This is a genomic window from Streptomyces griseiscabiei, assembly GCF_020010925.1.
GTDB classification, from domain to species: Bacteria; Actinomycetota; Actinomycetes; order Streptomycetales; family Streptomycetaceae; genus Streptomyces; species Streptomyces griseiscabiei.
Map to the genome: position 1 here is coordinate 1,101,900 of NZ_JAGJBZ010000002.1, position 12,914 is coordinate 1,114,813.

Sequence of the window (12,914 nt, forward strand, 5' to 3'; positions counted from 1 at the left end):
GGCCGCGCACTGCGTTCGAACGGTGCCCATGGTTCCGGCGGTTCCGGCAGTGCTCGGGGACAGTGGTCGCAGATGATCGCTGTCACCCGGGTCGGTCCCATCCGTCCCGTCGGTCCTGTCGGTCCCATTCGAAGGTATGTGGGGTTCCCCATGCGTCGCAGCACCACGCGGTCCGTCACCCGGTCCGTCTCGCGGTCCGGGCGAGAGCGATCGGCACTCGACGCCGCGTACGACGAGTGCCGCCGCCTGGTCCGTACGACGCGTCCCACCGAGCACGCCCTCATGGCGCTCATGCCTCCCGCCGCCCAGCCCGTGTGCTGGGCGCTGTACGCCGCCTTCGGTCACGCCGACGATCTGCTGGACCGCTCCGAGGAGGCCCCCGAGGAGCGGGGCCGGCTGCTGCGGGAGTGGCGGGCCGCGCTGGAGGCGGACCTGGCGAGCGGGACCAGCGACGACCCGATCCGGCTGGCGGTCACCGACGCCGTGTGGCACTGGGGCCTGGACCTCGGGGATCTGCTGGGCGCGCTGGACGCCGTCCAGCGGGACGACGACCGCAAGGGCGTCGCGACCTGGGAGGAGTGGCGAGAGCGGGCGCACGCCCAGAACGTCAGCTGGCCCGAGCAGCTGATGCGGATGCTGGTGCGCTCGGGGCTGCCCGTCCCCGTACGTCTGCGGGACCTGCCCGGCTTCACCCGTTTCGTCGAGGGCCTGTTCCTCACCGACATGCTGCGCGACCTCCCCGAGGACCTCGACAGCGGGCATGTGTGGTTCCCCACCGAGGTCCTCGACCGTTTCCAGGTCACCGAGGACGATCTGCTCGCCCGGCGGCGGACCCCCGCCGTCCGGGACCTGATCGGCCACCTCGTCGGCGAGGCCCGCTCCTGGCTGGAGGCCTCGCGCCGGGCCCTGCGCCACTCGCTGCCGCTGGGTCCCGCCATCGTGCTGGACGCCACCGTGGAACTGTTCGGCGCGGAGCTGGACGCGATCCTGCGGGCCGGACCGGCGGTCCTGCACCGACAGATCCAGGTCCCCGCGCGCACCCGGCTGCGCATCCTCGGTCCGGCCCGCGCCCAGGCCGCCCTGGTGTGGCGGCTGACGCTGCCGCCCGAACGCCCGGCGGCCGGCGCGCCCGCGAGGACGGCCGCCCCGGACCGTACGGCCGCTCCCGCGCCCACCGGCCCCGAGCAGCACATCCCGAAGATCGCCGAGCCGCCCCTGCCGCCCCGCCCGCACCGCGACGGGGCCCGCCCGCCGGCCATAGCCGGGGACCATCTCCCGCAGCACGTGGCGATCGTCATGGACGGCAACGGCCGCTGGGCCACCGGCCTCGGGCTGCCCCGCGACGAGGGCCATCGCGCCGGCGCGGTCGCCCTGCGGGACGTCGTCCAGGGCGCCCTGGAGATCGGCCTCGCCCATCTGACCGTCTACGCCTTCTCCACCGAGAACTGGAAGCGGTCGCCCGACGAGGTCTCCAAACTCTTCGCGATCATGCGCGCGGAACTCCTCGACGGGGAACTGCTCGACCACGACGTACGGCTGCGGTGGGTGGGCTCGCCCGACGGTCTCCCGGACGACGTGGTGGAGGTCCTCAGCGCCCAGGAGCACGCCACCCGCCACCGCACCGGCCTCACGCTCAATGTCTGCGTCAACTACGGCGGCCGTGCGGAGCTCGCCCGGGCGGGCGCGGCGTTGGCGCGGGCCGCGGTGGCGGGTGAGGTCGACCCCGCGCGGGTCTCCGAGCAGCTCTTCGCCGCGTACCTGCCCCACCACGCGCTGCCGGACGTCGACCTGCTGTGGCGCACCAGCGGGGAGATCCGGACCTCCAACTTCCTGCCCTGGCACGCGCATTACGCCGAACTCCACTTCACCGACCAGCCGTGGCCCGAGGTGGACCGTCGTGATCTGTGGGAGGCGGTGGTGGCGTACACCCACCGCAAGCGGCGCAAGGGGGCGGCGTCGGTTTCGGAGTGACATGGGGTGGGTCGTCGGGTGCGGGTCCGGTGGGGGCTGGTCGCGCAGTTCCCCGCGCCCCTGAAAAGCAGGGGCTGCGCCCCGTGCTTCTCAGGCCCGCAGGGGCCTGGGCTCTTAGGGGCGCGGGGAACTGCGCGAGAAGCCCCACGCACCCGCACCCGACAACGCACCCCCACTCACCCCCGGCACCCCCTCACCCCACCAACCGCAACCGAACCCCCGCCACCCCCACCCGCACCGTCTGCCCCCACGTCAGCTCCAGCGCATCCCCCTCCATCCCGTCCCCGAAGACGATGAGCCGATCCGACTCGACGGTGAGCGACAACCCCCCGTCCCCCGCGAGCACCCCCGCCACCAACGACGTCCCCGTGGCCGGCGACGGCCACGCCTCCCGTACGAACCACAGCAGCCGCGCCTCCGTGGCCCCCGGCAGCACCAGCTCGCTGGCCCGCTCCTGCCACACCGACCGGATCCACCCGCTCGCCCCGGTCCCGGTCCCGACGAGCACCCCGGACGAGGCCTGGGACTCGACGGCACCCCTGTCGCCGTCGAGCCCCAGGCGGTACCGGGCCGTCTGGTGCCCCGCCGCGCCGAGGTAGACCTCGTTGAGCGCCACCAGCCGCTGGGTGTCGTCGGCGACGGCCTCGACCATGGTCAACTCATCCGCCCCGGAACCCTGTCGCAGCGAGGAGGTGAGCAACTTCCCCGCCTGGTCGGGCCGGTGGCGCACCAGCACCCCCGGATTGCGCCGGGGATCGGGGTTGATCCCCACCACCGGCTGCCCCGCGAGGTACTTCGCGGCATTGGCCACCAGCCCGTCCTGCCCGACGACCACCACGACGTCCTCGGGGGCGAAGAGGAACCGGTCCAGGTCGGCCCGCTCCACCCGCGCCTGACGCCACGTCAGCGGCACCGACGACGTGACCTCGGCCAGTGCCCCGCGCTCGCGGCGGTGCCGCTCGGCCACGTCCTCGATGTCCCGCCGCCGGGACCGCAGGAAGAAGGCGGCCTGCCCGTGCGTACCGTGCCGGGCCACCAACTCCTCGTACTCAGTGGTGCGATGGACCAGCACCACCCGGGGCGCGAGGCTCACGTCGCGTCCCCGCCCGCCGCCGCCCCGGTGCCGGTGGCCGCCCCGCCGCCGGCCCCGCCGAGCTTCGCCAGCAGCCCGGTCAGCACGTCCGGCGACACGGTCACGCTCTCGATCCGCGGCAGGTTCTCCGCGAGCCGGGTCCCGGTCAGCGCGTGCAGCGTCGCCGTGTCCACCTCGGCGTGCACCCGCAGCCAGGCCGCCTGAGCCTCGGCCCGTGCCTCGCCCACCACCCGCGCGGCCCGCGCCTCGGCCTCGGCCAGCTTCACCTGCCGCACCGCCTCGGCCTCGGCGAGTCTCACCTTCCGCTCGGCCGCGGCCCCGGCGAGACGGACATCGCGTGCCGCCTCGGCCTCCGCGAGCTTGACGGTCCGCTCGGCCTCCGCCTCGGTCAGCCGGACCGTCCGGGCCGCCTCCGCGCCCGCCTTCACCGCGTCCGCGGCGGCCCTCTCCTCCGCCTCCCGCCGGGCGTTGGTACCCCGCTGCTCGACCAACTGCTCCTCGCGCCGGGCGAGTTCGATCTGGCTGGCCAGCTCGTTCTCCGCGATGGCCCGCTCCCGCTCGACGGCCACCGCCCGGCGCTCGTACGTCGCCCGGTCCGCCTCCTGCTGGATCTGCTCCCGGGCCGGTGTGCGCAGCGCCCGCTCCACCTCGGGTTCGGGTCGCAGCGCCACCACGCGGACGGCCACGATCTCGATGCCGGTGGCCGGCAGCCGGGGCTCGGCCGCCAGGCCGCTCGCCACCCGCTCCCGGACCGCCGCGACCCCGTCGACGAGGGCCGACGCCAGAGTCGTACGGGCCAGGACGTCCAGTGCGTGCTGCTGGGCCGTCTCCGTCAGCAGGGTCGACAACTGCTCCAGGGGAGCGCCGCGCCAGACCCCTGTGTCGGGGTCGATGGAGAAGTCGAGGCGGGCGGCTGCGATCGCCGGGTCGCTCACCCGGTAGGTCACCGTCGCCTGCACCGCCACGTCCTGGAAGTCGGACGTACGGGCATGGAAGGTCATCGCCAACTCCCGGTCGTCCACCGGGACTTCGGAGAGGGCGGCGCTCAGCGACCGGTACCAGAAGCTCAGCCCCGGGCCGTCGTGCGCGAGCCGCCCGGAACGGTGGTGGCGGATGTGCGCGGTGGGCGCGCCGCGCAGATGCCGCCAGCCGAGCCGTCTGGTGATGTCGGCCATGGATGATCCCCCTCGTGCACGTCTGGGCGACACCGATTAGTGTCACTCAGACGATAAGAGGTCGGACTCGTTATCGTCAAGGGGACGAGATGAGGTCTTCCGGGGTGGGGTCGAAGCGTTCCGATTCGGTCGACCGGCGGGTGAACACGCGCCCGAATGGTCAGGATGAGGACATGGGATTCCATGTCGACTCCGAGGCCGGGCGCCTGCGCCGCGTCATCCTGCACCGGCCCGATCTTGAGCTCAAGAGGCTCACCCCCAGCAACAAGGACGCGCTGCTCTTCGACGACGTGCTGTGGGTGCGCCGGGCGCGCGCCGAGCACGACGGATTCGCCGATGTGCTGCGCGACAGGGGCGTCGCCGTCCACCTCTTCGGCGACCTCCTCACCGACGTGATGCGCGTCCCCCAGGCCCGGGAGCTCGTCCTCGACCGCGTCTTCGACGAGAAGGAGTACGGCCCGCTCGCCACGGACCACCTCCGGGCCGCCTTCGAATCGCTGCCCCTGGCCGAGCTGGTCGAGGCGCTGATCGGCGGCATGACCAAGCGCGAGTTCCTCGCCGCCCACATGGAGCCGGCCTCCGTCCGCTTCCATGTCATGGAACTCGACGAGTTCCTCCTCGACCCGCTCCCCAACCACCTCTTCACCCGCGACACCTCCGCCTGGATCTACGACGGGGTCTCCATCAACGCCATGCGCTGGCCCGCCCGTCAGCGTGAGACGGTCCACTTCGAGGCGATCTACCGTCACCACCCGCTCTTCCGCGCCGAGACGTTCCATGTCTGGTCGGAGGGGCAGGCCGACTATCCGTCCACCATCGAGGGCGGCGACGTCCTCGTCATCGGCAACGGCGCCGTCCTCATCGGCATGAGCGAGCGCACCACGCCCCAGGCCGTCGAGATGCTCGCCCACAAGCTCTTCGCCGCAGGCTCCGCGCAGACCATCGTGGCCCTCGACATGCCGAAGCGCCGGGCCTTCATGCACCTCGACACCGTCATGACCATGGTCAACGGCGACACCTTCACCCAGTACGCCGGACTCGGCATGCTCCGCTCGTACACCATCGAACCCGGCGTCGGCGAGAAGGAGCTCAAGGTCACCGACCATCCGCCGGAGCACATGTACCGCGCGATCGCCGCCGCGCTCGGCCTCGACTCCATCCGGGTGCTGACCGCCACGCAGGACGTGCACGCCGCCGAGCGGGAGCAGTGGGACGACGGCTGCAACGTCCTGGCCGTCGAGCCCGGCGTCGTCGTCGCCTACGAGCGCAACGCCACCACCAACACGCATCTGCGCAAACAGGGCATCGAGGTGATCGAGATCCCCGGGAGCGAGCTGGGCCGGGGGAGGGGTGGTCCGCGCTGTATGAGCTGCCCGGTGGAGAGAGCGCCGGTGTGACCGTATGAACGATGCGACCGTATAGAAATGTGGAACATCGTATAGACTTCCAGCCTTCCCGATGCTGTCCCTGTCCCGCCGACCCAGGAGCGCCCCATGGCGACCGTTCCCCACGCCCTCGCCGGGCGCCACTTCCTCAAGGAGCTGGACTTCACCGCGGAGGAGTTCCGCGGGCTGATCGAGCTCGCCGTGGAGCTGAAGGCGGCGAAGAAGGCCGGGACGGAGACCCAGCGGCTGCGGGGCCGGAACATCGCGCTCGTCTTCGAGAAGACCTCGACGCGCACCCGCTGCGCGTTCGAGGTCGCCGCGGCCGACCAGGGCGCCCGGACGGTGTACCTGGACCCGTCCGGCTCGCAGATGGGCCACAAGGAGTCGGTGAAGGACACCGCACGGGTGCTCGGCCGGATGTTCGACGCGATCGAGTACCGCGGCGACAGCCAGGCGAACGTCGAGGAGCTGGCCGCGTACGCCGGTGTGCCGGTCTACAACGGCCTCACCGACGACTGGCACCCCACCCAGATGCTGGCCGACATGATGACCATGACCGAGCACAGCGACAAGCCGCTCGGCGCGATGGCCTTCGCGTACCTCGGTGACGCCCGCTTCAACATGGGTAACTCGTACCTGGTCACCGGGGCCCTGCTCGGCATGGACGTCCGGATCGTCGCCCCGCGGGCCTACTGGCCGGCCGAGGAGATCGTGACCCACGCGCGCAAGCTCGCGGAGATCAGCGGGGCGCGGATCACGCTCACCGAGCACATCCACGACGGCGTCGAGGGCGCCGACTTCGTTGCCACCGACGTCTGGGTGTCGATGGGGGAGCCCAAGGAGGTCTGGGACGAGCGGATCGGGGCGCTGTCCCCGTACGCGGTGACCATGGACGTGCTGCGGGCCACCGGCAACCCGGACGTGAAGTTCCTGCACTGCCTGCCGGCCTTCCACGACCTCGGCACGAAGGTGGGGCGCGAGATCCATGAGCTGCACGGGCTGGACTCGCTGGAGGTGACGGACGAGGTGTTCGAGTCGGCGCACTCCGTCGTCTTCGACGAGTCGGAGAACCGTCTGCACACGATCAAGGCGGTCCTGGTGGCGACGCTGGCGTGAGCCCTGGGTCTGAGGCTCCGGAGGTGCCTGCGGCAGAGGCTCCGGCGGTGCCTGCGGCGTCCGATGCGCCCGGTGTGCCCGTCGCGCCTGCCGTGCCCGGTGCGTCCGCCGCGCCTACGCGTGCCGGCGCTGCGGCGGCACCGTCGGCAGCCTGAACCACACCGCCTTGCCGGAGTCCGTGGGCCGGTGCCCGCAGGCGGAGCTGAGGGCCCGGATCAGCAGCAGGCCGCGGCCGTGCTCCTGCCAGGGGTCGGGGTCGATGTGACCCGGGGTGGTGAGGTCGCCCGGCGGCGCCGGGTCCGGGTCGTGGACCTCCACCTTGCAGCCGGTCGGCACCAGCTCCACGACCAGCTCTATGGGCCCGTCACCGGCCGCGTGCTCGATCGCGTTCGCGACCAGTTCCGCCGTGAGCAGCTCCGCCGTGTCGCAGTCCGCCCCGTGCTCCAGCTCGGTCAGCGCCGTACGCACCAGGGCACGGGCCACGGGCACGGCCGCGGCGGTCTGCGGCAGCGCGATGCGCCAGGAGGCGGGGGCGGAGGGTTCTTGCAAGGCGGCGGATCCGTTCATGGAGCAGGTCATGGGTCGTCCTGCTTTCAACGTGACGAATGGTACGGCGAGGACCGGCGAAGTCGCGCGGCGGGAGCCGTGGGGGACCGTCGGCCCCGTTGCGGGCGGTCTACCCAGGGCAACGCCGCGCCGCGCCCGGCCGATCCCGTCGTTACCGGCTTGTCGAACGTCCGTGACCGAGTCACGGGCGCCTGCTCACCGCGAACAGTCCGTGCGGTGCCGTGAACCGTCCTATCGCGCACTCGTGACGACAGTCAGATATCAGTGATAACTTCGAGGGGCAGGGAAGCAAGGCCAGCAGAGGCAGGGAAGTAGCCGCAGCGCAGCGGCAGCCCCGAGGAGGCCGCCCGTCATGAGTCCCTTCACCGGCTCCGCCGCCCGCACCCCCGACTGGCGACATCTGCGGTGCGCGATCACCGACGGTGTCGCCACCGTCACCCTCGCCCGCCCCGAGAAGCTCAACGCCCTCACCTTCGGCTCCTACGCCGATCTGCGCGACCTGCTCGCCGAGCTGTCCCGGGAACGGTCCGTACGGGCGCTGGTGCTGGCCGGTGACGGCCGGGGCTTCTGCTCCGGCGGGGACGTCGACGAGATCATCGGCGCCACCCTCGCCATGGACACCGCCCAGCTGCTCGACTTCAACCGGATGACCGGCCAGGTCGTCCGGGCCGTACGCGAATGCCCGTTCCCGGTGATCGCCGCCGTGCACGGCGTGGCCGCGGGCGCCGGCGCGGTCCTCGCCCTGGCGGCCGACTTCCGGGTGGCCGACCCGACCGCCCGCTTCTCCTTCCTCTTCACCCGCGTCGGCCTCTCCGGCGGCGACATGGGCGCCGCCTACCTCCTGCCCCGCGTCGTCGGCCTCGGCCACGCCACCCGCCTCCTCATGCTCGGCGAACCCGTCCGCGCCCCCGAGGCCGAACGCATCGGCCTCATCAGCCGGCTCACCGACGAGGGCGGCGCCGACGAGGCCGCCCACGCCCTGGCCCGCCGCCTGGCCGAGGGCCCGGCCCTGGCATACGCCCAGACCAAGGCGCTGCTGACCGCTGAACTGGACATGCCGCTGTCGGCCGCCGTCGAACTGGACGCGGCCACCCAGGCGTTGCTGATGAACGGCGACGACTACGCCGAATTCCACGCCGCGTTCACCGAAAAACGCCCCCCGAAGTGGCAGGGCCACTGATGCGGCCCTCACTTCACGGGCAGAGCCCAGAAGCACCGGAGTCAGGGGCGCGGGGCGTTGTCGATATGCGGCTCCGCCGCGGGGCGCGACCAGCCCCCACGGACCCGCAGCCGCCGACGAACCCCACCCGTATCGCGATCATCGGCGGCGGCCCCGCCGGCCTCTACGCCGCGGCCCTCCTCAAACGCCTCGACCCCACCCGCGAGATAACCCTCTGGGAACGCAACCCCCCGGACCACACCTTCGGCTTCGGCGTGGTCCTCTCCGACGAGACCCTCGGCGGCATAGAACACGCCGACCCGACCGCCTACGACGCTCTGCGGCCCCACTTCACCCGCTGGGACGACATCACCATCGTCCACCGGAACACCCGCCACACCTCGGGAGGCCACGGCTTCGCCGCCCTCGGCCGCCACCGCCTCCTCCGCATCCTGCAAGACCGCTGCCGCACCCTCGGCGTGGAACTCCGCTTCGGCACCGAGGCCCCCTACCCCGCCTGGCTCTGCGAGACGTACGACCTGGTCATCGCGGCCGACGGGGTGCACAGCGCGACCCGCGAGGCGTACGCGCAGGCGTTCCGGCCGACGGTCGAGGAACACCGGTGCCGCTACATCTGGCTCGCCGCCGACTTCGCCTTCGAGGCGTTCCGCTTCGAGATCGCCGAGACCGAGCACGGCGTGATGCAACTGCACGGCTACCCGTATGCGCCGGACGCCTCCACCGTCATCGTGGAGATGCGCGAGGAGGTGTGGCGGGCCGCCGGGCTGGACCTCGCGGACGAGCGGGAGTCGGTCGAGCGGTGCGCGAAGCTCTTCGCGGACGTGCTCGGCGGCAGGCCGCTGCGCTCCAACAACTCCACCTGGACCACCTTCCGCACGGTCGTCAACGAGCGCTGGTCGCACGGCAATCTGGTGCTGCTCGGCGACGCCGCGCACACCGCGCACTTCTCCATCGGCTCCGGTACCAAGCTGGCCGTCGAGGACGCCCTGGCGCTCGCCGCCTGCCTGGAGGAACAGCCCGACCTGGCGACGGCGTTGACGGCGTACGAGGCGGAACGGCGCCCGGTGGTCGCCTCGACGCAGCGGGCGGCGCGGGCCAGCCTGGAGTGGTTCGAGAACATCGGGCTCCATCTCGACCAGCCCGCCCGGCAGTTCGCCTTCAACCTGCTCACCCGCAGCCGCCGCGTCACCCACGACAACCTGCGGATGCGCGACCCGCACTTCACGGACGCGGTGGAGCGCGAGTTCGGCTGCCCGCCGGGAACGCCCCCGATGTTCACCCCGTTCCGGCTGCGCGGGCTGACCCTGCGCAACCGGGTCGTCGTCTCCCCGATGGACATGTACTCGGCGACCGACGGCGTCCCCGGCGACTTCCACCTCGTCCACCTCGGCGCCCGTGCCCTCGGCGGCGCCGGGCTCGTGATGACGGAGATGGTGTGCGTGAGCCCCGAGGGGCGGATCACCCCGGGCTGCGCGGGACTGTGGAACTCCCGGCAGGCCGAGGCATGGCGCCGCACGGTGGCGTTCGTGCACGAGCGGGCGCCGGGCACGGCCATCGGCGTCCAGCTGGGCCACTCCGGCCGCAAGGGTTCGACCAGGCTGATGTGGGAGGGCATGGACGAGCCGCTCGACGCGGACAACTGGCCCCTGGCGGCGGCCTCCCCGATCCCCTACAAGCCCGGCAGCCAGACGCCACGCGCCCTCTCCCGTGCTCAACTCACCGACATCCGGGAGCAGTTCACCGCGGCCGCCGTGCGCGCCGCCCGCAGCGGCTTCGATCTCCTCGAACTCCACTGCGCCCACGGCTACTTGCTCTCCGGCTTCCTCTCCCCGCTGACGAACCACCGCACCGACCGCTACGGCGGCCCGCTCGACCACCGGCTGCGCTACCCCCTGGAGGTCTTCGACGCCGTACGGGCGGTGTGGCCGGAGGACCGCCCCATGACCGTCCGGGTCTCGGCCACGGACTGGGCCGCCGGCGGGACGACGGCCGAGGACGCCGTGGCGATCGCCCGTGCCTTCGCCGCGCACGGCGCCGACGCGATCGACGTCTCGACCGGGCAGGTCGTCGCCGACGAGCACCCCGAGTACGGCCGCTCGTACCAGACCCCGTTCGCGGACCGGATCCGGCACGAGGCGGGCGTCCCGGTGATCGCCGTCGGCGCCATCTCCTCCTGGGACGACGTCAACTCCCTGATCCTGGCGGGCCGTACGGACCTCTGCGCCCTCGGCCGCCCCCACCTGTACGACCCGCACTGGACCCTCCACGCGGCGGCGGAACAGTCCTACGAGGGCCCGGGCGTGACCTGGCCCGCCCCCTACCGCGCCGGCAGCCGCCGCCCCAACACAGGCCGCACGGACGCCCCCAAGCCACGGCTGACCCTGTCCTAGGGCCTGGGCGGGCCGTCGGCGGGCCCGAAATCCGGTGGAGCGGCACCGCCGTGCGCCACTACCGTGCTGCCGAACCGAGTCGTCTGGGCAAGGACGTGCCGTTGTACACCGTGTGAGACCCCCCGAGCGCTGATCTGTCGCGCGCCGCACCTGTGCGCCGCGCTGCTTCCTGCTGCGGACTTCTCACTGAAACCGGTGTACTTCTGTGCTCACCACCTGGGTGGTCATGCCCACCTGCCTGCCGCTCGTCCGGCGTCGCTGCCACACATGCGGGTCCGACCGCTTCCGGGCCGACGGCAGGTTTCGCGTCAACGCCCACCACAAACTCCTCGACGCCTGGCTCCTCGTCCTGTGCGCCGGGTGCGGGGAGACGGCGAAACTCACGGTCCTGGAGCGCGCGAACGTACGCTCCGTACGGCCCGGACTGCTGGACCGCATGCACGCCAACGACCCTTCCCTGGCGGCCGAACTGCTCCGGCATCCGGTCCTGCTGCGGCGCAACCGTGTCGCCCTGGACTGGGGCGGCGCCTGGCGTCTGGACACCGGCGGAACGGATCAGCTGGACCATGAGGTGCTCGACGTCTCGGTCCGCTTCGCGGCGCGGATCCCGGTCCGCCCGGTGCGCCTGATCGCCGAAGGCTGCGGACTGCGACGGGCCGACGTCGAGCGACTGATCACGGACGGGAGACTCGTCTCGACGGTCCGGCTGAACGGCCGGGTCTCCGGCGACTTCACCTTCACGCTCAAGCGCTGAGCCCTCCCCGCGACGCCCTGTCCGGGGAGGGCGTCGCGGGGAGGTGGAGGGCGTGACCGCTACGGCAGTTCCGCCATCCCCGCCGTCAGCGTCGCCCCGTCCGCCGGGTCGACCAGGATGAACGCGCCCGTCCGCCGCACCGCCGCGTAGGCGTCCAGCGCCAGCGGCTCCGCCGTGCGCAGCACGATCCGGCCCAGGTCGTTCGTGGTCAGCTCGGGGGACGCGCCGAGGTCCCTGACGATCGCCTTCACGGTGCGGGTGGTGTGGCGGAGCAGGACGCGGTCGCCCACCCGGAGGGGCCGCTCCGCGAGATGGCAGACCGCCGCCCGGACGTCCCGCGTCAGCGTCGGCGCGTCCGGCGCGTCCGGTCCGCCCGCCGTGATCATGTCCCCGCGGGAGATGTCCCGCTGGTCCGCCAGCCGCACACTGATCGACTGCGGCGCGTACGCGGCCCGCGCCGCCTCGCCCAGGACGTCGATCCCCGTGATCTCGGAGGTCTCCCCGGACGGCTGCACGGTCACCCGGTCACCCACCCGCAGCGCCCCCGACACCAACTGCCCCGCGTAGTGCCGGACTTCACCGTGCCGGATCACATACTGCACCGGGAAGCGGACCGGCGCGTCGGCCGCCGCCACGCCCACCGGCACGGTCTCCAGGAACTCGAGAAGCGCCGGGCCGTCGTACCAGTCCGTCCGCCCGGACCGCTCGACGACGTTGTCACCGGCCAGCGCCGAGACCGGGATCGGTGTGAAGCCGGGCAGCCCCAGCTCGTCCGCGTGGCGCCCGAAGTCCTCGACGATCCGCCGGAACTCCTTCTCCTCGTACCCGACGAGGTCCATCTTGTTGACCGCGAGGACCACGTGCGGCACCCGCAGCAGCGCGGCGACGCCCGCGTGCCGCAGCGTCTGCTCGACCACGCCGTTGCGGGCGTCGACCAGGATGATCGCCAGCTCGGCGGTGGAGGCGCCGGTGACCATGTTGCGGGTGTACTGCACATGGCCGGGGGTGTCGGCGAGGATGAACCGGCGCTTGGCGGTGGCGAAGTAGCGGTAGGCCACGTCGATGGTGATGCCCTGCTCGCGCTCGGCCCGCAGCCCGTCGGTGAGCAGGGCGAGGTCCGGGGTGTCCTGGCCACGGCTCGCCGAGGCCCGCTCCACGGCCTCCAACTGGTCCGCCAGCACCGACTTGGAGTCGTGCAGCAGCCGCCCGACGAGGGTGGACTTGCCGTCGTCGACCGAACCGGCGGTCGCGAAGCGCAGGGTGTCGATGGTCATCGTGCTCAT

General features: G+C 72.4%; 10 protein-coding genes. 6 read left to right on the forward strand and 4 right to left on the reverse strand.

The window, feature by feature from the left end:
* The first annotated feature begins 150 nt into the window (after positions 1–150).
* On the forward strand, positions 151–1,971 hold the full coding sequence (gene uppS / locus J8M51_RS22220) for a polyprenyl diphosphate synthase (RefSeq protein WP_086757202.1): 1,821 nt from the start codon (positions 151–153) through the stop codon (positions 1,969–1,971).
* Between the two features lie 193 nt (positions 1,972–2,164).
* Here uppS and J8M51_RS22225 read toward each other — a convergent pair whose 3' ends face one another.
* Positions 2,165–3,064 (reverse strand): NAD(+)/NADH kinase, encoded by a 900-nt coding sequence (locus tag J8M51_RS22225; RefSeq protein ID WP_267299413.1) that lies wholly within the window; start codon positions 3,062–3,064, stop codon positions 2,165–2,167.
* Positions 3,061–4,239, reverse strand: a complete 1,179-nt coding sequence (locus J8M51_RS22230; RefSeq protein ID WP_216589364.1) for an SPFH domain-containing protein — start codon at positions 4,237–4,239, stop codon at positions 3,061–3,063. The genes J8M51_RS22225 and J8M51_RS22230 overlap by 4 nt, the downstream gene beginning before the upstream one ends.
* Before the next feature lie 173 nt (positions 4,240–4,412).
* On the opposite strand from J8M51_RS22230, the gene J8M51_RS22235 reads away from it, so the two are divergent.
* Both J8M51_RS22235 and argF read left to right on the forward strand, forming a co-directional pair.
* Positions 4,413–5,636 carry an arginine deiminase gene (locus J8M51_RS22235; protein WP_179202965.1) on the forward strand — a complete coding sequence of 408 codons (1,224 nt, stop codon included), beginning with the start codon at positions 4,413–4,415 and terminating at the stop codon, positions 5,634–5,636.
* A gap of 96 nt (positions 5,637–5,732) precedes the next feature.
* Positions 5,733–6,740, forward strand: coding sequence for an ornithine carbamoyltransferase (gene argF, locus J8M51_RS22240; protein ID WP_086754104.1), 1,008 nt, complete (start codon positions 5,733–5,735; stop codon positions 6,738–6,740).
* A 114-nt stretch (positions 6,741–6,854) separates the two neighbouring features.
* On the opposite strand, the gene J8M51_RS22245 is transcribed toward argF, so the two are convergent.
* Positions 6,855–7,307, reverse strand: coding sequence for an ATP-binding protein (locus tag J8M51_RS22245; protein WP_398856653.1), 453 nt, complete (start codon positions 7,305–7,307; stop codon positions 6,855–6,857).
* A 352-nt stretch (positions 7,308–7,659) separates the two neighbouring features.
* On the opposite strand from J8M51_RS22245, the gene J8M51_RS22250 reads away from it, so the two are divergent.
* The 3 genes from J8M51_RS22250 to J8M51_RS22260 all read left to right on the forward strand — a co-directional run bounded on the left by J8M51_RS22250 (position 7,660) and on the right by J8M51_RS22260 (position 11,631).
* Complete coding sequence (locus J8M51_RS22250) at positions 7,660–8,487, forward strand: enoyl-CoA hydratase family protein (RefSeq protein ID WP_086754110.1); 828 nt, start codon at positions 7,660–7,662, stop codon at positions 8,485–8,487.
* A 65-nt stretch (positions 8,488–8,552) separates the two neighbouring features.
* Positions 8,553–10,877, forward strand: a complete 2,325-nt coding sequence (locus tag J8M51_RS22255; protein WP_179202966.1) for a bifunctional salicylyl-CoA 5-hydroxylase/oxidoreductase — start codon at positions 8,553–8,555, stop codon at positions 10,875–10,877.
* A gap of 226 nt (positions 10,878–11,103) precedes the next feature.
* A complete protein-coding gene (locus J8M51_RS22260) occupies positions 11,104–11,631 on the forward strand; it encodes a DUF1062 domain-containing protein (protein WP_179202967.1) in 528 nt (175 codons plus the stop codon).
* Between the two features lie 59 nt (positions 11,632–11,690).
* On the opposite strand, the gene J8M51_RS22265 is transcribed toward J8M51_RS22260, so the two are convergent.
* Complete coding sequence (locus J8M51_RS22265) at positions 11,691–12,914, reverse strand: sulfate adenylyltransferase subunit 1 (protein WP_086754115.1); 1,224 nt, start codon at positions 12,912–12,914, stop codon at positions 11,691–11,693.